This is a genomic window from Ancylobacter oerskovii, from assembly GCF_018390555.1.
GTDB lineage: Bacteria > Pseudomonadota > Alphaproteobacteria > Rhizobiales > Xanthobacteraceae > Ancylobacter > Ancylobacter oerskovii.
Window position 1 is genome coordinate 180,489 of sequence record NZ_JAHBGB010000037.1, and the last position, 21,398, is coordinate 201,886.

The window sequence follows — 21,398 nt, forward strand, 5'->3', positions numbered from 1 at the left end:
CCTCCGCGGATCATGGTTTTTGTCGTTATCATTCTGTTTTCAGGTCAGTGGCTTGGCGTCAGATTTTACCGAGCGACTTCAGGAGCCGCGCCGGTGTCATCGGTATCTGGGCGATGCGGCCTCCCAAGGGGGCCATCGCGTCGTTGACGGCATTGAGCGCCGCGGCCGAGGCGGCGGCGGTGCCGGCCTCGCCGCAGCCCTTGGCGCCGAGCACGGTGTCGGCGGTCGGGGTCTCGACATGGCCGACGACGATGTCGGGCATTTCGCAGGCCATGGGCACGAGATAATCGGCGAGCGAGCCATTGGTGAGCTGGCCGCCGGCATCGTAGCGGCACTCCTCGAAGAAGGCAGCGCCCAATCCCTGCACCACGCCGCCGCGCACCTGTTCGTCGACCAGCAGCGGGTTGATGATGCGGCCGCAATCTTCCACCACCCAATGCCTGAGGATCTTCACGAGGCCGGTGTCGGTGTCGAGCTCGACATGGCAGCCCTGGACGCCGTTGGTGAAGGCGAAGGGATAGCCCTGCGGCGCGTAGTGATGGGTGATCGACAGCTGCGCGTTGGTATCCGGCGGCAGGGTGTCGGAGCGGAAATAGGCGATGCGGGCGACCTCGGCGAGGCTGATGCGCTCGGCGCCACCCATCGCGTCGACGATCCGCCCGTCGCGCAGATCGAGCTGGCCGGGGCTTGCCTGCAAGATGGCGGCGGCCAATGCCAGCACGTTGTCGCGCAGCCGGCGCGCCGCCTGCAGCGCCGTCTCGCCGCCGATGCCGGCGCCGCGGCAGGCCCAGGTGGCGCCGCCATGCGGGGTGGTCTCGGTGTCGCCGGTGACGACGCGCACCTTCTCGCGGGCCACGCCGAGCTGATCGGCGACGATCTGGCCGATGATGGTCTCGGTGCCCTGGCCCTGCTCGGTGACGGAGATCAGGCAGCGCACCTCGCCGGAGGGGGTGATGCTGAGGGTGGCGCCGTCCTGCGCCGAGATGCGCGCGCCGCCGATGCCGTAGAAGGCCGGGCTCGGATTGGAGATCTCGACGAAGCTGGCGATGCCGATGCCGCGATGAATGCCGCGCGCCCGCAGCGCCGCCTGCTCGGCGCGCAGGGCGTCATACTCAATCAGCGCCTTGAGCTTTGCGAGGCACGCCTGGTGCGACAGCGCCTCGAATTTGTAGCCGGTCGGGGAGTCGCAGGGGTAGGCCTCGTCCGGGATCAGGTTCTTCTCGCGCATCGCCACCGGATCGAGCCCGGCCCGCGCGGCGGCGAGGTCGACCATCCGCTCGGTGACGGCGCAGGCGACCGGATGGCCGACGGCGCGGTACTGGCTGGTCTGCACCTTGTTCTGGAACACCACCGACAATTCCGCCCGGTAGTTGCGGAAGCGATAGGGCGCGCCCATCAGCCGGACGACCTGGTTGCCTTCCACCGCGCTGGTGCGCGGATAGGTGGAGAAGGCGCCGATGGCGGTGACGTCGTCGACATCCATGGCGAGGATGGTGCCCTCGGCATCCACCGCCATGCGGGCCCGCACGCGATGATCGCGGGCATGGATGTCGGAGACGAAGGATTCCATGCGGTCGGCGACATATTTCACCGGCCGCCGGCACATCAGGGCGAGGCCGATGACCGCCATGTCCTCGTGATAGACATGCAGCTTCATGCCGAAGGAGCCGCCAATATCGGGCGCGATCACCCGCACGCTGGCTTCCGCTATGCCGAAGTGGCGGGAATACAGGTCCTGGAACTGGTAGGGCGTCTGGGTGGCGTGGTGGACGGTGAGCTTGCCCTCGCCGGCGTCCCAATCGGCGAGGATGGCGCGCGGCTCAAGCGTCACCGCCGTGTGGCGGCCGAAATGGAACTCTTCCTCCACCACATGGGCGGCGCCGGCGAAGATCGCGTCGAGCCCGCCGGTGTCGAGCCGGGTGCGGAAGCACAGATTGTCCTCGATCCCGGATGCCGCGCGGTCGGCGCCGGGCGTGCGGGCGGCGTCGATGTCGGTGACCGGGGGTAGTTCCTCGAATTCGACCAGGATCGCCTCGGCGGCGTCTTCCGCCTGGGCGCGGCTGTCGGCGACGACGGCGACCACCGCCTGCCCGGACCACAGCACTTCCTCGAGCGGCAGCGGCAGCTGCGGCGCCGACTTCATGCCCTTGAAATGGTCGAGCGTGCCGGTCCACGGCGTGCAGAGCCCGGCGAGATCGGCGCCGGTGGCGACGAGGCGCACGCCCGGCATGGCGCGGGCCGCCTCCGTATCGATGGAGGCGATGCGGGCATGGGCATAGGGGCTGCGCAGGAAGGCGGCGTGCAACATGCGCGGCAGCACGAGATCGGTGACATAGCGCCCGCGCCCGGCCAGCAGTCGCTTGGCATTCGGCCGCGGCACCGAGCGGCCGATATAGGAGTTCGGGCGATCGAGGCTGCCGAGCGGGGCGTTCATGCCGGCTCCTCCATGAACGGGGCCGCGGTCTCGCCGGCCGCGCGGCGGCGGGCGACGGTCTCGATGGCATCGACGATCGCCTCATAGCCGGTGCAGCGGCAATAATTGCCGGAGAGCGCGTCGCGGATTTCCGCGCGGCTGGGCAGGGCGGTGCGGGCCAGCAGCCCCTGCGCGCTCACCAGCATGCCGGGGGTGCAGAAGCCGCATTGCAGGGCGTTGCGCTGATGGAAGGCGTGCTGGAGATCGGCGAGGACGCCGTTTTCCGTCAGCCCCTCGACGGTGGCGATCTCGGCGCCGTCCGCCTGTACGGCGAAGGTGAGGCAGGCATGCACCGGCGCGCCGTCGAGCATGACGAGGCAGGCGCCGCACACCCCCATCTCGCAGCCGGCATGGGTGCCGGTGAGGCCGAGATCGCGGCGCAGGAAATCCGCCAGCGTCTCGCGCGGCTCGACGAGCCGGGTCAGCGTCTCGCCATTGACGGTGAGGGTGACGGGGAGGGCGCTGCTCATGCCGCCTCCGCCATGCCGCCGAGCAGGCGGCCGAGCAGCACGCGGGCGAGATGCAGCCGCATCGCCGCGGGCACCTCCGCATCATCGGGCGGATCGAGGTCGTCCGCCAGGGCGGACTGGGCCTTTCGGATGCTGTCGGGGTCGAGGCGCCGGCCGATGAGCGCCGCCTCCGCCGCCCGCGCCCGTAGCGGTGTGGAGCCAACCGCGAGGCAGGCGATACGCGCTTCGTCCACGATGTCTCCGGGCATGGTCAGCATCACGCCGCAGCCGGCAAGGGCATAGTCGCCCCGGCGGCGGGCGATTTCGTCGAAGGCGCAGCGATGTCCCGGGCCTGCGGCGGGAATATGCAGGGCGACGAGCAGTTCGCCCGGCTCGAGCGCGGTCTGGTAGAGGTCCTGGAAGAAATCCCCGGCCGGCACGCGGCGCGATCCCTCCGGCCCGGTGATTTCCATCTCGGCATCCATGGCGAGCAGCATCGCCGGGAACTCGGCCGCCGGATCGGCAAGCGCGACGCTGCCGCCCAGCGTGCCGCGATTGCGTATGGCCGGGTGCGCGACATGGGGAGCGGCGAGCGCCAGCAGCGGCGCATGGGTCGCGACCAGCGGGTGATCGTGCAGCTCGACATGGCGGGTGAGGGCGCCGAGCCGCAGCCACCCCTCCTCCACCGCGATGCCGCGCAGTTCGGCGATATGGGCGATGTCGACCAACCGCGCGGGCGCCTGCAGGCGCAACGCCAGCGCCGGCACGAGGCTTTGCCCGCCCGCAATGTAGCTGGCGTCGCCGTCGGCCTGCTCAAAGGCGGTAAGCGCCTCCGCAACGCTGGCGGGGCGGGCATAGTCGAAGGCCCGGGCTTTCAAGGCGCCGAACTCCCTGGCTGCGCTTCCTCTCCAGATTTGTAACCATCTGGTCTCAAAATGAACGCACGACAGGCAGCAAGCGTCAAGTTAAAATGACCAGATGGTCACAAGTTTGCGCCAGCAAGCCGAGACGTTATATTTGTGAATGCATAACGAGAACAGGCATGACGATTACCGAAGACGGCGCGACCGAGACCCGTCCCCGCCGGCGCAACATGCGGGCGCCGGAAAGGGAGCAGGCCATTCTGGACGAGGCGATCCGCTTCTTTGCCGAGCAGGGTTTCGCCGGCCAGACCCGCGAGCTCGCCAAGCGCATGGGCATCACCCATTCGGCGATCTACCGCCATTTCCCGAGCAAGGAAGCGCTGATCGAGCGGGTCTACGAGCATGTCTATCTGAGCCGCTGGAAGTCGTCCTGGGGACCGCTGATCGCCGACCGTTCCCGACCGCTGGAGCAGCGGCTGCGGCAGTTTTACCGGGAATATGTCGAGCAGGTCTTCGACCATGACTGGGTGAGGATCTTCGTCTTCTCCGGGCTTCGATCCGTCGACATCACCAGCCGCTATCTCGACAAGGTGCGGGGCGAGGTGATCGAGCCCGCCTGCGCCGCGCTGCGCGCGGAGTTCGACCTGCCGGACATCTCGGAGGTGCCGCTCTGCGAGCGGGAGACCGAGATGTTCTGGGGCCTGCACGGCCGCGTCTTCTACATCGCGATCCGTCGCTACGTGTATCAGGCGCCGGCACCGCGCGACCTCGACGAGATCATCTCCGACGCGGTGCGGATCTTCGTCATCGGTGCCCGCGAGGTATTGCCGGAAATCGTGCGGCGCGAGGGCTGAGCGCCTTCCGCCTGACGCGGCCGCCGCCCGCCGCCCTTTGCACCCCGCGGGGCTATGAGCGAATGACAGGGCTCGGCCGCGGTTGGAAGACCGGGCGACCGATCGCCGTTCCGCGAGAATACAGCGGGAAATCTTCGCAGGGCACGGGAATACGCGAGATGCCGCCGCCGCCATCCTGCGGCGGGGCTCCGCTATGTCCGGCTGCGGGCGTTGACGTCAGGGAATCCGACAAAATGATGGGTGAAATCCATGCATTTTTCGCATGGCTGGGGATGGATATAGAATTTTACTAATCTATATCAGCCCCGGGTCGACGGGGCGGGTCGGCAATGGTCACCAGAGGGAGTTCGATGCACACCTCCAGTCCATCCGGTTTGTCACGTCGCAGATTTCTCGCGTCGACGGCCATGGCAGCGCTGCTGGCGGCCAGCGGCAAGGCGTTCGGCGACGTGATCCGCGGTACGCAGCCCTTCTCGCCCTTCGACTACGCGCCGCCGGAAACCCTGCCGGGCGGCCGCTGGTACTTCTTCTCGCCGGACGAGGCGAGGGCGGTGGAGGCGATCGTCGAGCGGCTGATCCCGGCCGACGATCTCAGCGTCTCCGGCAAGGAGGCCGGCTGCGCCGAGTTCATCGACCGCCAGCTCGCCGGTTCCTACGGCTCCTATGAGCGGCTCTACATGCAGGGGCCGTTCCAGAAGGGCACGCCCGAACAGGGCGACCAATCGGAATTCGTGCCGCGCGCCCGTTACCGCCGCGGCCTCGCCGCACTCGACGCCTGGTGCCGCGCCAGCCACTCCAAGGCCTTCGCAGAACTGCCGGGCGAGACCCGCGACGAGATCCTGTCAGGGCTCGAGGCCGGCAAGATCGAGCTGCCGGGCTTCGACGGCAGGCTGCTGTTCGAGACCGTGCTCGGCAACACCATGGAAGGCTTCTTCGCCGACCCGATCTATGGCGGCAACAAGGACATGGTGTCGTGGAAGATGCTGGGCTTTCCCGGCGCCCGCTACGACTACCGGGACTATGTCGAGCGCCACAACGAGAAGCTGGACCTGCCGCCACTGTCCATTGCCGGCCGGCCGGAATGGAAGACGAGGGGCTGAAGACATGGCTGTGAAACTCCCCCGCAAGGACGTGGTGGTCATCGGGCTCGGCTGGGCCGGCTCGATCATCGCCAATGAGCTGACCGACGAAGGCCTCGATGTCGTCGCCATCGAGCGCGGTCCGTGGCGCGACACGGCGCGTGACTTCAACATCGCCACCGCCGCCGACGAGCTGCGCTACAACCAGCGCCAGGAACTGATGGTGCGCCCGGCGCAGAACGCCATCACCGTGCGCAACAACGCCTCGCAGACCGCGCTGCCGATGCGCAACTGGGGCTCGTTCCATCCCGGCAACGGCACGGGCGGCGCCGGCAACCACTGGGCTGGCATCACCTTCCGCTTCGGGCCGGACGACTTCCGCCTCAAGAGCTACCTCACCGAGAAATACGGCGCCGCCGCCATGCCCGAGGAGCTCACGCTCCAGGACTGGGGCACCGACTGGGCGGAGATGGAGCCGCATTACGCGTCCTTCGACCGGATCGCCGGCATTTCCGGCAAGGCCGGCAACCTGAACGGCGTCATCCAGGAGGGCGGCAACCCGTTCGAGGGGCCGCGCTCGGAGGAATACCCGACCAAGCCGATGAGGCAGCCCTATGGGCCGACGCTGTTCGCGGAGGCCGCGCGCAAGCTCGGCTACAAGCCGTTCCCGGTGCCGTCGGCGCTGTTGTCGGAGGCCTATACCAACCCGCTCGGCGTCACCATGGGGCCGTGCACCTTCTGCGGCTTCTGCACCAATTACGGCTGCGCCAACTATTCCAAGGCCAGCGCCATCACCACCGTGCTGCCGGCGCTGGTGCGCAAGTCGAACTTCACCGCGGTGACCAATTCCGAGGTGCTGCGCGTGACGCTCGACCGCTCCGGCACCCGCGCCACCGGCGTCGTCTATGTCGATAGTTCCGGGCAGGAATGGGAACAGCCGGCCGACCTCGTGGTGGTCAGCGCCTTCACCTTCGAGAATGTGCGGCTGATGCTGCTGTCGGGGGTCGGCAAGCCCTATGACCCGGCGACCAACAGCGGCAGCACGGGGCGCAATTACTGCTACCAGACCGCCAACAGCGTGCAGATGTTCTTCGACGACAAGAACTTCAACTCCTTCATCGGCGGTGGTGCCGTCGGCATGGGGATCGACGAGTTCAACAACGACAATTTCGACCATTCCGGCCTCGGCTTCTTCGGCGGCGGCTCGATCCGGGTGACGCCGATCGGCGCGGCGCCGATCGGCAGCCGTCCGACCCCGCCCGGCACGCCGCGCTGGGGCTCGAAATGGAAGAGCGAGACGCAGAAGGCCTATCTCAGCACCATGAGCATCGGCTGCGAGGCGTCGAGCTACGCCATTCGCGGCAACTACCTGTCGCTGGACCCGACCTACAAGGATCGGCTCGGCCGGCCGCTGCTGCGGGTCACCTTCGACTTCCCGGAGAACGACCTGAAGATGGCGCAGTACTGCACCTCCAGGGTCGCCGAGATCGCCCGCGCCATGGGGCCGCGCCAGATCGTCGAGCGGCCGATGAAGGGACACTGGAACAGCGTGCCCTATCAGTCCTCGCATGTGGTCGGCGGCTTCGTCATGGGCACCGATCCGACCACCAGTTCGGTGAACAAGTATCTGCAGGCCTGGGACGTGCCGAACCTGTTCGTGGTCGGCGCCTCCGCCTTCCCGCAGAACCCGGGCTACAACCCCACTGGCACGGTGGGGGCGCTGGCCTTCAAGGCGGCGGACGCCATCCGCACCCTCTATCTGAAGGCGCCGGGCGCGTTGGTGCCGGCATGAGGAAGAGCGTTCTCCTCGCCCTCGCCATCCTCGGCGGCCTGTCTGCCGCGGCACAGGCCGGCGACCAGACCGACTTCGTCACCGTCGAGCGCGGCCGCTATCTCGCCGTGCTCGGCGACTGCGCCGCCTGCCACACCGCGCCCGGCGGCAAGCCCTTCGCCGGCGGCGTGCCGATCGAGACGCCGTTCGGCCGGCTGGTCGGCGCCAACATCACGCCGGACCGCGAGACCGGCATCGGCGACTGGACGCTGGAAGACTTTCAGCGGGCCATGTCGGAAGGCGTCGCCAAGGGCGGCTACCATCTCTACGGCGCCATGCCCTACACCGCCTATACCAAGGTGACGGCGGCGGACAATGCGGCGCTGTTCGCCTATCTCAAGACGCTGGAGCCGGTGCACAGCGAGGTCGAGACCAACCAGCTGCCCTTCCCGTTCAACATCCGGCTCAGCCTGTTCGGCTGGAACCTCCTGAACTTCACCAAGGGCGAATATGTGCCGGATCCCAAGCGGGACGCGGAATGGAATCGCGGCGCCTATCTCGTGCAGGGGCTGGCCCATTGCGGCACCTGCCACACGCCGAAGAACGTGATCGGCGGCGACAAGAACGACCAGTTCCTGAAGGGCAACGTCGTCGATGGCTGGCTGGCGCCCGACATCACCGGCAATGCGCATGAGGGCATCGGCAAGTGGTCGGTCGACGAGCTGATCGACTACATGAAGGACGGCGCCAATCGCTACGACATCGCCTCCGGGCCGATGGCGGAGGTGGTGGAGAAATCGTCGAGCCAGTGGACCGATGCCGATCTCAAGGCGGTGGCGACCTACCTGAAGAGCCTCGACGGTTCGCCGACCGCCCCGCCGGCGCCGCTGGCCGCCTCCGATCCGCGAATGGTGGCCGGTCGGGCGATCTATGAGGATCGCTGCTCGGGGTGCCATGTCGGCAAGGGCGAGGGTATCGCCGGGCTGTTCCCGAAGCTTGCCGCCGCGCCGCTCGTCAACAATGCCGATCCGGCCTCGCTGATCCGCGTGGTGCTGGCGGGAAGCCGGGCCGGGGCGACCGATGCCCGCCCGACCGGTCCTTCCATGCCGGCCTTCGCCTGGAACCTGAAGGACGAGGACGTCGCCAACCTGCTCACCTATGTGCGCAACAGCTGGGGCAATGCCGCGCCGCCGGTGGCGGCCGGCGAGGTGGCGAAACTGCGGAGCGAATTGCAGCCCTGAGGGAGCGCGGCGGGCGGCCGGGATACCGGCCGTGCGTCTGGATATCGCCGGGGCTCCTGGGCCCGAACGGCGTGGAAAGAGTGGCCGCCGCCGGATCCCCGGCGGCGGCCATTTTCGTCAGGATCAGGCGAGATCGAAGCGGTCGAGGTTCATCACCTTGGTCCAGGCCGCCACGAAGTCGTCGACGAACTTCGCCTGGGCGTCCGAGCTGGCATAGACCTCGGCCAGGGCGCGCAGCACCGAGTTGGAGCCGAACACCAGATCGACGCGGGTGCCGGTCCACTTGACCTCGCCGGTCTTGCGGTCGCGGCCCTCATAGAGGTTCTTCCCCTCGTCGACGGCCTTCCATTGCGTGCTCATGTCGAGGAGATTGCCGAACACGTCGTTGGTCAGCGCGCCCGGGCGCGCGGTCAGGACGCCATGGGTCGAGCCGTCGGCGTTGATGTTGATCGCGCGCAGGCCGCCGACCAGCACCGTCATCTCCGGCGCCGTCAGGGTCAGCAACTGCGCCTTGTCGATCAGCGCCACCTCGGCCGGAACCTTGAGGCCCGCCTTCTGGTAGTTGCGGAAACCGTCCGCCGCCGGCTCCATGACGCCGAAGGCGTGGAGGTCGGTCTCGTCCTGCGTCGCGTCCGTGCGGCCGGGCGAGAAGGGCACGGCGACGTCATGACCGCCGACCTTCGCCGCCTGCTCGACGCCGGTATTGCCGGCCAGCACGATCAGATCGGCCAGCGAGACCTTCTTGCCGCCGGTGGCGCTGAGGTTGAATTCCGACTGGATGCCTTCCAGCACGGCGAGCACCCGGGCGAGCTGCGTGGGCTGGTTGGCCTCCCAGTCCTTCTGCGGGGCGAGGCGGATGCGCGCGCCGTTGGCGCCGCCGCGCTTGTCGCCGCCACGGAAGGTGGACGCCGAAGCCCAGGCGGTGCCGACCAGTTCGGACGTCGTCAGGCCGGAGGCCAGGATCTTGGCCTTCAGCGCCGCAATGTCCGCATCGTCGACCAGGGGATGGTTGACCGCCGGAACCGGATCCTGCCAGACCAGCACTTCCTTCGGCACTTCCGGGCCGAGATAGCGCGAGCGCGGGCCGAGATCGCGGTGGGTCAGCTTGAACCAGGCGCGGGCGAAAGCCTCGGCGAAGGCCTGCGGGTTCTCGAGGAAGCGCCGCGAGATCTTCTCGTAGACCGGATCCACGCGCAGCGACAGGTCGGTGGTGAGCATGGTCGGCTTGCGCTTCTTCGACGGGTCGTGCGCATCCGGGATGATCGCCTCGGCGTCCTTGGCCTCCCACTGGATGGCGCCGCCGGGGCTGCGGGTCTGCACCCATTCATACTTGAACAGGTTCTCGAAGAAGTGGTTGCTCCACTGAGCCGGGGTCTGCGTCCAGGTGACTTCCAGGCCGCTGCCGACGGCGTCGGCGCCGAAGCCCGAGCCGAAATTGCTCGCCCAGCCGAGGCCCTGCGCCTCCAGCTCGGCGGCCTCCGGGTCCGGGCCCTTGTGGGATTCGGGCGCGGCGCCGTGGGTCTTGCCGAAGGTATGGCCGCCGCCGATCAGCGCCACCGTCTCCTCGTCGTTCATCGCCATGCGGGCGAAGGTCTCGCGGATGAAGGCAGCGGCGGAGAGCGGGTCGCCATTGGCGCCCGGGCCTTCCGGGTTGACGTAGATGAGGCCCATCTCGGTGGCGCCGAGCGGAGCGTCGAACTTGTCGAGCGGGCGATGGGTCAGCCAGGAGGTCTCGGTGCCCCAGAACACGTCGAGGTCCGGCTCCCAGGTGTCGGCGCGGCCGCCGGCGAAGCCGAAGGTGCGGAAGCCCATGGTCTCCAGCGCCACGTTGCCGGTGAGGATCAGCAGGTCGGCCCAGGAGATCTTCTGGCCGTATTTCTGCTTGATCGGCCACAGGAGGCGGCGCGACTTGTCGATGTTGACGTTGTCCGGCCAGGAATTGAGCGGGGCGAAGCGCTGCTGGCCGCGACCGCCGCCGCCGCGGCCATCGGCGAGGCGATAGGTGCCGGCGGCGTGCCAGGACATGCGGACGAATTGCGGACCGTAGTGACCGAAATCGGCCGGCCACCATTCCTGCGAATCCGTCATCAGCTTGCGCAGGTCGTTCTTCAGCGCCTCGTAGTCGAGCTTCTTGAACTCCTCGCGGTAGTCGAAGGCCTCGTCCAGCGGATCGGATTTCGACGAGTGCTGGTTCAGCAGGTCGACGCGCAGCTGGCTCGGCCACCAGTCACGATTCTGGGTGCCGCTGCTGCCATGGGCGACCGGGCATTTGCCGGTGCTCCCCTCAGTCGTTGCGCTCATGCTCTTCTCCGCTGTGTTCGTTGCACTGCCGGGGGCGAAGCGCGTGGCACGCCATCCCCAGCGTCATGGTCATCTCGATGAAGGGCGTCCGGCCGAACGGCTCGTGCCGGTTGCTCCCGCTCTCTACCGGCTAGGCTCATAGCAAAGATACTTCATTAGATTAATTCCGATTTGCTGATCGTTGCGATAAGATCCTCTTATGAAAAACCTGACTTTCAAGCAGCTGCGTTATTTCGAGGCGCTGGCCCGCCACGGCCACTTCCGCCGGGCGGCTGAGGCCTGCGGCATTTCCCAGCCGGCCTTGTCCATGCAGATCAAGGAAATGGAGGAGGAGGTCGGCATGGAGCTCTTCGAGCGGGGCGCCCGGCAGGTGCGTCTGACCGGCTTCGGCGAGGAATTCGCTCCGCGCATCCGCGAGATCCTGCGCTCGGTCGACGAATTGGGGGACATTGCGCGCGCCTCGCGCGACCGGTTGGTCGGACGGCTGCGCATCGGGGTGATCCCCACCGTCGCGCCCTATCTGCTGCCGTCCCTGCTCGGCAATCTCGGCCGCCTGCACAAGGGGCTCGACGTCCATGTGCGGGAGACGCAGACGCCGCGGCTGATCCAGGAACTGGAAGAGGGCCGGCTCGACACGGCGATCGTGGCGCTGCCGGTGTCGGAGGCCGCCTTGACCGAGATCACCCTGTTCACGGAGAATTTCGTGCTGGTGCGCCCCGGCGCGGATGCCGGAAAGCCGGTACCGGAGCCCGAGGCGGTGCGCGAGATGCGGCTGCTGCTGCTCGAGGAAGGCCACTGCTTTCGCGAGCAGGCACTGTCCTTCTGCAACATGGACATGCGCACGCCGCCGCGCGACGTTCTCGATGCGAGCTCACTCTCCACGCTGGTGCAGATGGTGGATGCCGGCATCGGCGTGACGCTGATACCGGAAATGGCGGTGGCGGTGGAAACGCGCTCGGCGTCGGTATCCGTCGCGCGGTTCAAGGATCCCGAACCCTCGCGGACGATCGGCATGGTCTGGCGCCGGACCAGCCCGCTGGCCAGCCAGCTGCTGCAGATTTCCGAGGTGGTGCGCCGTTCCATCGGTGCGCTGCGCGATCAGCACGACGGGCAGCGCGCCAGGGACAACGTTCCCGGCCAATGATCAGGTGCGGGGCGCGCACTCCACCGGCGCATGGAGGCCGGTGGAGGTCTTTGGCGGAGGAGGCTTACGGCGCGTAGCGGGTGAAGACGTAGTCGTGGTCCTTCACCAGTGCCTCGTGACAGGCCCAGCATGTCTCGTGCTGGGCCTTGTCCACCGGCTTGCCGTCGATGAAGCGGCCGAAGCCCCATCCGCCGGTGGCGGCATATTTCTTCGAGTCCTTCACCATCACCTGCACCGTCGTCGCCGCGCCCGGCACGGTCGCCGAGGCGAATTCCGGCGACTGCTTCTGCTTCCAGGCGAGCTTGACCAGAACGGTGCCGTCCGGGAAGGGCAGGGTGCCGGCGCGATAGGCATCGACCGCGATCTGGTTGCCGACCACGGCCCGCAGCTCGTCGAGAGGCTCCGCCTCGAGCGCGGGCGCGATCAGCTCCCATTTGCGATAGCCATCCGGGATGGTGACGCCGTAGATCGGCGAGGCGTTCTCCGGCGTCGCTTCGCTAGTGGCCCAGGTCGCGGTGGCCAGTGCCAGCGGCGTCAGCAGCGCGGCGGCGCCGGCGAGGAGGTAGAGCGGCTTCATGCGCTTGCCCCCGTCAGAACTTGTCGACGTCGATGATCGCCTGCGCGAAGGCGTCGGGGGCCTCCTGCGGCAGATTATGGCCGATGCCGCCGGTGATCAGGCGGAACTCGTATTTGCCGGTGAATTTCTTCGCATAGTTCGCCGGATCGGGATGCGGCGCGCCGTTGGCATCGCCTTCCATGGTGATGGTCGGCACGTTGATGTTGGGCAGGGTGGCGAGCTTCTTCTCCAGCTCGTCATACTTCGCCTCGCCCTTCGCCAGGTCCAGCCGCCAGCGATAGTTGTCGATGCTGATGGCGACGTGGTCGGGATTGTCGAAGGCCGTCGCCGAACGGTTGAAGGTGGCGTCGTCGAACGCCCATTTGGGCGAGGCGAGCTCCCAGATGAGGCGGGCGAAGTCGCGGGTGTACTTCCGGTATCCCAGCACGCCGCGCTCGGTGGCGAAATAGTACTGGTACCACCATTGCAGCTCGGCCTTGGGCGGGAGCGGCTGGCGGTTGGCTTCCTGGCTGCCGATCAGATAGCCGCTGACCGAGACCATGCCCTTGCAGCGTTCCGGCCAGAGGGCGGCCAGGATGTTGACGGTGCGCGCGCCCCAATCGAAGCCGCCCACCACCGCGCTCTCGATCTTGAGCGCGTTCATGAAGGCGAGGGCGTCCACCGCGAGCGCCGCCTGCTGACCGTTGCGCGGGCTCGCCTCCGAGAGGAAGCGGGTTCCGCCATAGCCGCGCAGATAGGGAACGATCACCCGGTAGCCCGCCGCGGCGAGGAGGGGAGCGACATCGACATAGGCATGGATGTCGTAGGGCCAGCCATGGAGCAGCAGCACCGGCGGGCCATCGGCCGGGCCGGCTTCGGCGTAGCTGACTTTCAGCACGCCGGCATCGATCTCCTTCAGCGGGGCGAAGGACGTATGCCGGCCGCGCGACGCGCTGGCCGGCGACGGGCTCCCCACGGGGCTGCCCGCCGTTCCGCTCGACTGGGCCGAGGCCACGGAGATGGCGCCGAGCGGCGCGGCGGCAATGCCCAAGGCGGCCATGCCGAGAATGCCGCGCCGCTGGTGGTTGATGTCGTGTGCCATGTTTGGCCTCCGCGTACCGATTGATTGGGGCATTCCATGCCCGCCGTGTATCCGTGCCATGTGGGATCGGGCTGGATTTGAAAGCCGGTGTAGCGATCCCGACGCCGAACACAGTGCGATACAAACCGCCGGCGAGGTGTCGCGAACGCACGCGGCCGCGGCGGCGGCGGGCTTTCCAAGTATCGCAATGTAACGAAACGGCTTGAGAAGGGAGTGGGTTACAGAGCTCGCCCGCCGCCACACATGCCCGACATGTCCGGCTGCGATCTCACACCCGCTGATCTGCGCCGCCGATGCCGGCGCCAGCCAACGGAGCGTTCCATGACCAAGATCGACAAGGTTCTCTACACGGCGAAGACCCACACCACCGGAGGGCGGGAGGGTGCCTCGCGCAGTTCCGACGGCCGGCTGGACCTGAAGCTCTCGACGCCGGGCAGCACGGGCGCCGGCACCAACCCGGAACAGCTCTTCGCGGCGGGCTGGTCGGCCTGCTTCATCGGCGCCATCGGCCTCGCCGCCGGCAAGCGCAAGGTGGCGCTGCCGGCGGACCTCGCCGTCGACGCCGAAGTCGATCTCGGCACCACGGAAGGGGCCTATTTCCTGCAGGCGCGCCTCAATGTGCGCATACCCGGCCTCGATGCGGATCTCGCCCGCAGCCTGGTGGAGGAGGCACATCGGACCTGCCCCTATTCCAAGGCGACGCACGGCAATATCGACGTCACGCTCAACGTGATCTGAGGCGTCGGACCCAGTGAAGCCGTGGCCGGGGCATTGGTGCCCCGGCCTTTTTTGTTGCCCGGTGTCCTTCACCTGCTGGCGGACACCGGGGCGCCGGCATGCGGAGCGACGAGCGCCGTCACCGGTGCCATGTCGCGCGGATTGGAATCCCAGGCGCAGGGAAAAGCGGCGAGCGCGATCGTCGCGACCGCGATGATGAAGGAACGCATTCCTGTTCTCCTCGTCAGGGGGATCGGACAGCCCGGCCTAGGCTGCGGCCGGCATGAAGATGGCCTTGGTCTCGAGAAAGGCTTCCAGGCCTTCCGGCCCGCCTTCCCGACCGAGGCCGGAGGACTTGAAGCCGCCGAACGGCACCGAGGGCGCGAGTTCCACGCCGTTGATGCCGACCTGCCCGGTGCGGATCCGGCGGGCGAGCCGATAGGCACGCTCGCCGTCGCGGCTATAGACGCTGCCGCTGAGGCCGAGGTCGCTGTCATTGGCGAGGCGGATCGCCTCGTCCTCGTCGTCATAGGCGTGAACGGTGACGACGGGGCCGAAGATTTCCTCGCGGGCGATGGTCATCTGCGGCTGGACGTCGACGAACACCGTGGGTTCGACGAAGAAGCCGCGATCGAACCCGTCGGGGCGCCCGCCGCCGAGCACCACCCGCGCGCCTTCCGACACGCCCTCGTCGATGAAGCCGAGGATGCGGTCGCGCTGGCGGGCGTTCACCACCGGGCCGATCTGCGTCTGCCGGTCCCAGGGGTCGCCGAGGCGGAGCTTGCGGACAATGCCGGCATAGGCGTCCACCACCTCGTCGAAGCGGCTGCGGGGCGCCAGGATGCGCGTCTGCGAGAAGCAGATCTGGCCGGAGAAGAGCATGGTGAAGGGAGCAAGCGCGGGCAGTGCGGCGGAAAGGTCGGCATCGTCGAGGATGATCGCCGCGGACTTGCCGCCGAGCTCCAGCGTCGTGCGCGCCATGCGGTCGGCGGCACCGAGGCCGATCATGCGGCCGGCGGCGACGCTGCCGGTGAAGCTGATCTTGTCGATGTCCGGCGAGGCGACGAGATAGGCGCTTTCCGGGCGGTCGGCGGTGACGACATTGATGACGCCGCGGGGCAGGCCGGCCTCGGCCGCGCATTCGGCCAGGATGAGGCCTTCCACCGGGCTTTCCACCGGCGACTTGACCACCATGGTGCAGCCGGCCGCGAGCGCGGCACCGACCTTGTGGGCGGTGATCGGGAAGGTGGCGTTCCAGGGTGAGACCAGCGCCGCCACCCCCACCGGCTCGCGCCGGACGCGGGCGTGGCCGCGCGCCGTGGGACGGCGGTCCTCGAAGGCGTAGCTGGCGGCGAGCTGGGCATAATAGTGGTAGCGGGCGAGGCCGGTGCGCACGAGGTTCTCCGCCAGGGAGATCGGCATGCCGACCTGCGCGGTGGCGAGGCGGGCCAGCAGCTCCGAGCGCTGCGCCAGCCCGTCGGCCAGACGGGTCATGAGCCTTGCGCGCTCGGCGCCGTCCATGTGCGGCCAGGGGCCGTTGTCGAAGGCGTGGCGGGCGGCGGCAATGGCGCGGTCCATGTCGTCGGTATCCGCCAGGGCGGCGTGAAACACCGTGCCTTCGGTGGCGGGGTGCACGACGGTGGCGTGTCGGCCCGAATGACCCGGGATCCAGTCGCCGCCGATATGGAAGCGCTCGAGAAGATGGGGAGCGAGTTCGTCGGTGATGTCAGGCATGTCCGCCTCCTTTGCGAGGGGAAGGCTGGTTCGCTCGCGTATCGCGCCTATGTTCACCGGGCGGTCGATATGTTTGCGTTTGTAGCGGAGCGGGGCCGGGGCGGGCCGGTCGGCGGCGATCCCGGGGTTCGGCCGGCGGCTAGCCGAAGGTGAAGGCGTAGGCCTCCACGCCGGCATCGAGAAAGCGGATCTCGATCCGGCGCGGACGCACCTGCCCGGTCTGGCGCACGAGCTGGTAGAGCCGTGTCGCCGATACCGTGCCGCTGCCATCGGCGGCGATATCGGCGCCATGATCGGCGCCCGGGGGCTCGCCATCGAGGCTCACCTGGAAGCGGACCGGGCGGCCCGCCGCTCCCGGACCCAGTACGAGGTGCAGGTCGCGGGCGTCGAAGCGTTGAACGATCGCGCCGCCCGGACGATCGAGCGTCGCGTATTCGGCGCCGACGGTCCAGTTGCCGGACAGTCCCCACTGGTCGAGGCGTGGCGTGCCCGGCGTGTAGTCGCGCGGGCGATCGGCGGCCAATCCTTCCGGCGAGACGAAGCCCTCGGCCTGCGCATAGCCGAGATAGGTCTCGCGCGAGCGCAGATGCGCGAGATCGGGAGAGGCCTGCGCGCCGGTGGCTTGCGGTGCCACCGGCGTGTTGTCGGCGCGCCGGCTGCCCGCGGCCTCGGCCAGCAGGTCCTGGATCACGCGTTCCGAGCGCGCATAGCCGCCCTCGCCGAACTGGTGGTAGCGGATGCGGCCTTCGGCATCGATGAAGTAGAGGGCCGGCCAATAGCTGTTGCGGAAGGCGTTCCAGATGCGATGGTCGCTGTCGACGGCCACCGGATAGCCGATACCGAATTCCCGGGTGGCCTTCTCGACATTGTCGATCTTCTTCTCGAAGGCGAATTCCGGCGAATGCACGCCGATGACGACCAGTCCCTGATCCTTGTACTTCTCGGCCCAGGCGCGGATATAGGGCAGGGTGCGGATGCAGTTGATGCAGGAATAGGTCCAGAAATCGACGAGGACCACCTTGCCGCGCAACGCCTCGGCCGTCAGCGGCGCGGAGTTCAGCCACGCCACGGCGCCGTCGAGCGACGGGAGTTCCCCTTCGACCGGGAGATTGCTGTGATAGGCCGGCCGGGCGTCGGTGGTGGTGGCGGTTTCGTTGCTGGCGAAGCGGGTGCCGGGCCGGGACGGTGCGCCGCCGAACCGGTCGAGCAGGCGCTGCTCGATGCCGGCGGTGCTCGCATAGGACAGCCGCGCCAGCGCGCCGGTGTCGAGGCCGAGGGCGATGCTGCCGACACCGGCGAGCACCGCAACGCCCAGCCCCCGCCGGATATGCTCGCCGGTGGCGAAGGTGCCCTTCATCATCGCCAGCACGCGCCCGCCCGCCAGAGCCGCAACCGCAAGCGAGGAGGCCGCGCCCGCAGCATAGGCGGCGAGCAGCAGCGTGGTCTCGACGCTGGTGCCCTTCAGCGCCGCCCCCGCGAGGATGAGGCCCAGGATCGGGCCGGCGCAGGGCGCCCACAGCAGGCCCGTCGCCGCGCCGAGCAACAGCGAGCTGCCGATGCCGGGCTTCTCCGTGGCGTGCCCGTCGGGCTGCGCCGTGTGCCGCAGCCGGTCGCCGAGGCCGACCGCAGGGGCCGACAGGATGGCCGCCACGGTGGGCGAGACCAGCATCAGGCCGAACAGGGCCAGCATGGCGAGCGCCACGGCGCGGCCGACCTCATTGGCCTGCACCGCCCAGCTGCCGCCGACATAGGCGAGCGAGGCGACGATCGCGAAGGTTGCGGCCATGCCGATCAGCATCGGCAATATCCCGCGCAGGAACGGCGTGTGCGCGCGTGCGAACACGAACGGCACGATCGGGAGGATGCAGGGGCTGAGGATGGTCAGCACGCCGGCGAGATAGGAGATGACGAGCAGGGTCATGGCCGGTCCTTTTCCGACACGACCGGCCGGGAGGGCCGGTTGAAGCGTCCGGCCATTCCGCACGCCCGAGGTATCCGCCATATGTTTCGGCGGGGCCGGAAATGTAACGGCGTGTAGAGGGGCCGATTTGCGCTGCGGCGGTCCTGCTCCAAAGGGTCGCCGCAGCGGGATGCGCTTGCCGTCCGTCGGCCTGCCTCAGGGCAGCAGCAGCAGCTTGCCGGTGGTCGCCCGGCTCTCCATGTCCCGATGCGCCCGTGCGGCATCGGCGAGCGGGTAGGTGGCGCCGATCCTCACCTTGAGCACCCCGGCGGCGATCCACTCGAACAGCCGTTCGCTGCGGGCGCGCAGCAGTTCCGGCGTGTGGATGTGGTCGAAGAAGGTCGCGTAGCCGATCTTGATGCTCCGGGGCAGGCTCATGATGTCCAGCGCCCCAGGGCCTCCCAGGACCGGGCCGTACCAGCAGAAGGTCCCGCTGCGGCGCAGGGCGTCCAGCGAGCCCTTGAAGGTGGTCGGCCCCGATCCGTCATAGACGACGTGCACCCCCTCGCCGCCGGTGAGGCGAAGGGCCTCCTCGGCGAAATTGCCTTCGGTATCGACGATCACATGGTCGGCGCCGGCCTCCCGGGCGATGGCGGCCTTGTCGGCGGACGAGACGCGGCCGATGACATGGCCGCCCCGCAGCTTGATGATCTGGGTGAGCAGCAGCCCCACGCCGCCCGCGGCGGCATGCACGAGCGCGACATCCCCGGATTGCACCGGATAGAAATCGGTCGCGAAATGACTGGCGGTCAATCCCTGCATCATCACGGCCGCCGCCGTGCGGTCGTCGATGCCGTCCGGCACGCGCACAAGCGCATCCTCCGGGATGGCGAGGCGCTCGGCATAGCTGCCGGGCGCATAGACCCACGCCACCCGGTCCCCCGGTCGCAGCCGGCTTACGCCCTCGCCGACCTCGATCACGCGGCCGGCGCCCTCGACGCCGAGGATCTTGGGATTGGGCTGCGGCGCCCAGGCGAGGCCGCGACGCACGCCGGTATCCATGAAGTTGACGCCGGCCGCGGCGATCTCGACCAGCACATGGCCGGCGCCCGGCGTCGGTTCCGGGGCATCCACCCCTTCAAGCACTTCCGGCCCGCCGGCACGGGTCATGACGATGGCCTTCATGTCTCTTGCTCCATTATTGAATGTTCGTTCCAGAATTGGGTAAAAAAAGGGGCGCTATCTCAGGGCGCGGAAGGCGAGCCGGCGGAGCGCGGCGAGATGGGCATCGTCCGCCCCGCCGCGCGCGGCGATGCGGATGGCGGCGACATGCGCGAGCAGAAAGTCGGCCATTTCCATAGGCTCGACATCCGGTGCGATGCGTCCGGCGGCCTGCGCCTCGCTCACCCGTCGCGACAGGGCGACCCGGAGCGTGGCGGCGGCGGCATCGTGAATGGCCGACAGCTGCTCGTTGCTGCGGCCGAACTCGCAGATCGAGCCGATTCCGAGGCATGGCCGGCGTGCTTCGGCGACCACCCGCTGGATCATGGCTTCGAGGCCATCGAAGGCCTCGGGCGGTCCATTGAGCGCGGCCAGATGCGCGCGGGTCTCGTTCTCCGCGTAGCGCTGGACCGATGCGCAATAGAGCTGCCATTTGTCGCCGAACGTGTCGTAGAGGCTTTGGCGGCCGATCTTCATGGCACCCGTCAGCATGCTGGCGGAGGTGCCCTCGAAGCCGTGCTCGCGGAAAAGGGCGATGGCGGCGCTCAGCGCCTGGTCGCGATCGAATTCTCTGGGTCTTGCCATGCTGCGAGATCTAATCATTGTGGAACGATCAGTCAATAACTGTCCAGCCGAAATGTCGACCCGGCGAGGCGCCGGCATTCAGGGCTTGCCCCGCCGCCGCTCCTCGACGGTGACTTCGGCGTTGAACATGTAGCCGGCGCCGCGTTCGGTCAGGATCAGCTTCGGCTCGGAGGCATCGACCTCGATCTTGCGTCTCAATCTCAGGATCAGCACGTCGATGCTGCGGTCGTAGATTTCCTCCGCATGCACGCGGCTGGCGGCGAGGAGCTGCTCGCGCGACAGGATCTGGCGCGGCGAGCGGAGGAACGCCACCAGGAGATTGAATTCGGCCGCCGTCAACTTGATTTCCTCGGCGCTCCCGAAGGTGAGCTGCCGTCGCTTGACGTTCAGCGTCCAGCCGTTGAACGAATAGATCTTGCGGTCATTGTGCTCGGTCGAGATCGGTTTGATGCGCAAGGCCGCGCGGATGCGCGCGAGGAACTCGCGCAGCCCGAAAGGCTTGGTCACATAATCCGAGGCGCCGAGTTCCAGCCCCACGACCTTGTCGGTTTCGTCCTGACGGTCGCCGCTGATCACGATGATCGGCGTGTCCGATTTGGCGGACAGCGTGCGCACGATCTCGAGGCCGTCTTCGTGGCCGAGATTGAGATCCACGATGACGAGGTCGACCTCGTCGGTCGCCATGACCTGCGTGAGCTGATGCCCGTCCTTCACCCCGGTCACGCGGAAGGCGTGCTGGGACAGATAGTCGATCAGCAGGCTGCGGAGTTGTGTGTCGTCGTCGACGACGAGGAGATGTTTCACGGTTCGGCTTTCAAGCGGCCGCAGGCAATGCTGGCGGCATGGCGCCCCCCGGGGCCATGTGCGTCATGGGACGGCAAGCATGTCGCCGGCATGTGTCGACAGAGGCAGTGAAATGTATCGCGATGTATATAGCCGGCGCGCCCATTGAATGGAGCTTTATTGTCCGAAAGATCATTGCATGCGTATTTCTCGCGTCTGCTGAGGACGTTTCGAATGTAACGATATGGATTGTTTTCACGTTCGATGAGTCCAGTTTCATCGATAGCCAAGTTTGCTTGGCAGAAATCATCTGGAGCGTTTCGGCTGGTCAGTTCATGGACGCAATCCGAATATGGGGATGTCGTCATGCACGCCTTCCAGCTCCGCACGTTCTTCCGGTCCTTTCGCCTGCCCGGATATTCTGTCGAGAGTACCCTTGTGCCGTTCGGGCGCCACGTCATGGCCGAGATCCGGCTTTGGCAGGCGGCGCGGCGTCTCTCGGCGCTGGAGGACCGCGCACTGGCCGATATCGGCATATCGCGCAGCCAGATCGAACACGCCACCCGCCATGGGCGCGAGTATGAAGGTTGCCGGCATCCGCGAAACACATAGCGACATCGGCCGG

19 protein-coding genes are annotated in these 21,398 nt (G+C 67.8%); 7 read left to right on the forward strand and 12 right to left on the reverse strand.

Going from position 1 to position 21,398, the window contains the following annotated elements; all coding sequences use genetic code 11:
• Window positions 1-58 precede the first annotated feature (58 nt).
• The 3 genes from KHC19_RS17410 to KHC19_RS17420 are packed head-to-tail and all read right to left on the reverse strand — an operon-like array spanning window position 59 to window position 3,800.
• On the reverse strand, window positions 59-2,434 hold the full coding sequence (locus KHC19_RS17410; protein WP_213353737.1) for a xanthine dehydrogenase family protein molybdopterin-binding subunit: 2,376 nt from the start codon (window positions 2,432-2,434) through the stop codon (window positions 59-61).
• Window positions 2,431-2,943: a (2Fe-2S)-binding protein gene (locus tag KHC19_RS17415; RefSeq protein ID WP_213353739.1), complete on the reverse strand. Its 513-nt coding sequence runs from the start codon at window positions 2,941-2,943 to the stop codon at window positions 2,431-2,433. The genes KHC19_RS17410 and KHC19_RS17415 overlap by 4 nt, the downstream gene beginning before the upstream one ends.
• Window positions 2,940-3,800, reverse strand: a complete 861-nt coding sequence (locus KHC19_RS17420) for an FAD binding domain-containing protein (RefSeq protein WP_213353741.1) — start codon at window positions 3,798-3,800, stop codon at window positions 2,940-2,942. Before KHC19_RS17420 ends, KHC19_RS17415 begins: the two co-directional genes overlap by 4 nt.
• Window positions 3,801-3,964: 164 nt before the next feature.
• Here KHC19_RS17420 and KHC19_RS17425 point away from each other — a divergent pair, with 164 nt between their 5' ends.
• From KHC19_RS17425 to KHC19_RS17440, 4 genes are all read left to right on the forward strand, one after another.
• On the forward strand, window positions 3,965-4,639 hold the full coding sequence (locus tag KHC19_RS17425) for a TetR/AcrR family transcriptional regulator (protein ID WP_246549062.1): 675 nt from the start codon (window positions 3,965-3,967) through the stop codon (window positions 4,637-4,639).
• A gap of 407 nt (window positions 4,640-5,046) precedes the next feature.
• Complete coding sequence (locus tag KHC19_RS17430) at window positions 5,047-5,739, forward strand: gluconate 2-dehydrogenase subunit 3 family protein (protein WP_246549065.1); 693 nt, start codon at window positions 5,047-5,049, stop codon at window positions 5,737-5,739.
• A 4-nt stretch (window positions 5,740-5,743) separates the two neighbouring features.
• Window positions 5,744-7,510, forward strand: coding sequence for a GMC family oxidoreductase (locus KHC19_RS17435; RefSeq protein ID WP_213353745.1), 1,767 nt, complete (start codon window positions 5,744-5,746; stop codon window positions 7,508-7,510).
• Window positions 7,507-8,730 (forward strand): c-type cytochrome, encoded by a 1,224-nt coding sequence (locus KHC19_RS17440; RefSeq protein WP_213353747.1) that lies wholly within the window; start codon window positions 7,507-7,509, stop codon window positions 8,728-8,730. The genes KHC19_RS17435 and KHC19_RS17440 overlap by 4 nt, the downstream gene beginning before the upstream one ends.
• Window positions 8,731-8,853: 123 nt before the next feature.
• On the opposite strand, the gene katG is transcribed toward KHC19_RS17440, so the two are convergent.
• The gene (gene katG, locus KHC19_RS17445; protein ID WP_213353749.1) at window positions 8,854-11,031 is read right to left on the reverse strand and encodes a catalase/peroxidase HPI; all 2,178 of its coding nucleotides are present in this window, start codon (window positions 11,029-11,031) and stop codon (window positions 8,854-8,856) included.
• Window positions 11,032-11,230: 199 nt separating this feature from the next.
• On the opposite strand from katG, the gene KHC19_RS17450 reads away from it, so the two are divergent.
• Window positions 11,231-12,175, forward strand: a complete 945-nt coding sequence (locus KHC19_RS17450; RefSeq protein ID WP_213353751.1) for a hydrogen peroxide-inducible genes activator — start codon at window positions 11,231-11,233, stop codon at window positions 12,173-12,175.
• Window positions 12,176-12,239: 64 nt separating this feature from the next.
• Here KHC19_RS17450 and KHC19_RS17455 read toward each other — a convergent pair whose 3' ends face one another.
• Both KHC19_RS17455 and KHC19_RS17460 read right to left on the reverse strand, forming a co-directional pair.
• Window positions 12,240-12,752, reverse strand: coding sequence for a cytochrome P460 family protein (locus tag KHC19_RS17455; RefSeq protein WP_213353753.1), 513 nt, complete (start codon window positions 12,750-12,752; stop codon window positions 12,240-12,242).
• A 13-nt stretch (window positions 12,753-12,765) separates the two neighbouring features.
• Window positions 12,766-13,833: an alpha/beta fold hydrolase gene (locus KHC19_RS17460; RefSeq protein ID WP_213353755.1), complete on the reverse strand. Its 1,068-nt coding sequence runs from the start codon at window positions 13,831-13,833 to the stop codon at window positions 12,766-12,768.
• A gap of 321 nt (window positions 13,834-14,154) precedes the next feature.
• On the opposite strand from KHC19_RS17460, the gene KHC19_RS17465 reads away from it, so the two are divergent.
• Window positions 14,155-14,571 carry an organic hydroperoxide resistance protein gene (locus KHC19_RS17465; protein ID WP_213353757.1) on the forward strand — a complete coding sequence of 139 codons (417 nt, stop codon included), beginning with the start codon at window positions 14,155-14,157 and terminating at the stop codon, window positions 14,569-14,571.
• A gap of 68 nt (window positions 14,572-14,639) precedes the next feature.
• Here the strand turns inward: KHC19_RS17465 and KHC19_RS17470 are convergent, their stop codons facing one another.
• From KHC19_RS17470 to KHC19_RS17495, 6 genes are all read right to left on the reverse strand, one after another.
• Window positions 14,640-14,780 carry a hypothetical protein gene (locus tag KHC19_RS17470; protein WP_213353759.1) on the reverse strand — a complete coding sequence of 47 codons (141 nt, stop codon included), beginning with the start codon at window positions 14,778-14,780 and terminating at the stop codon, window positions 14,640-14,642.
• Between the two features lie 37 nt (window positions 14,781-14,817).
• A complete protein-coding gene (locus KHC19_RS17475) occupies window positions 14,818-16,284 on the reverse strand; it encodes an aldehyde dehydrogenase (RefSeq protein ID WP_213353761.1) in 1,467 nt (488 codons plus the stop codon).
• 139 nt (window positions 16,285-16,423) lie between these two features.
• Window positions 16,424-18,205 carry a cytochrome c biogenesis protein DipZ gene (locus KHC19_RS17480; protein ID WP_213353763.1) on the reverse strand — a complete coding sequence of 594 codons (1,782 nt, stop codon included), beginning with the start codon at window positions 18,203-18,205 and terminating at the stop codon, window positions 16,424-16,426.
• 195 nt (window positions 18,206-18,400) lie between these two features.
• Window positions 18,401-19,369 carry a quinone oxidoreductase family protein gene (locus tag KHC19_RS17485; protein ID WP_213353770.1) on the reverse strand — a complete coding sequence of 323 codons (969 nt, stop codon included), beginning with the start codon at window positions 19,367-19,369 and terminating at the stop codon, window positions 18,401-18,403.
• Between the two features lie 54 nt (window positions 19,370-19,423).
• Window positions 19,424-19,990, reverse strand: a complete 567-nt coding sequence (locus KHC19_RS17490) for a TetR/AcrR family transcriptional regulator (RefSeq protein WP_213354219.1) — start codon at window positions 19,988-19,990, stop codon at window positions 19,424-19,426.
• Between the two features lie 78 nt (window positions 19,991-20,068).
• Window positions 20,069-20,794 (reverse strand): response regulator, encoded by a 726-nt coding sequence (locus KHC19_RS17495; protein ID WP_213353772.1) that lies wholly within the window; start codon window positions 20,792-20,794, stop codon window positions 20,069-20,071.
• Between the two features lie 345 nt (window positions 20,795-21,139).
• Between KHC19_RS17495 and KHC19_RS26490 the strand changes: the two genes are divergently transcribed.
• Window positions 21,140-21,385 (forward strand): DUF1127 domain-containing protein, encoded by a 246-nt coding sequence (locus tag KHC19_RS26490; RefSeq protein WP_246549066.1) that lies wholly within the window; start codon window positions 21,140-21,142, stop codon window positions 21,383-21,385.
• Window positions 21,386-21,398 lie beyond the last annotated feature (13 nt).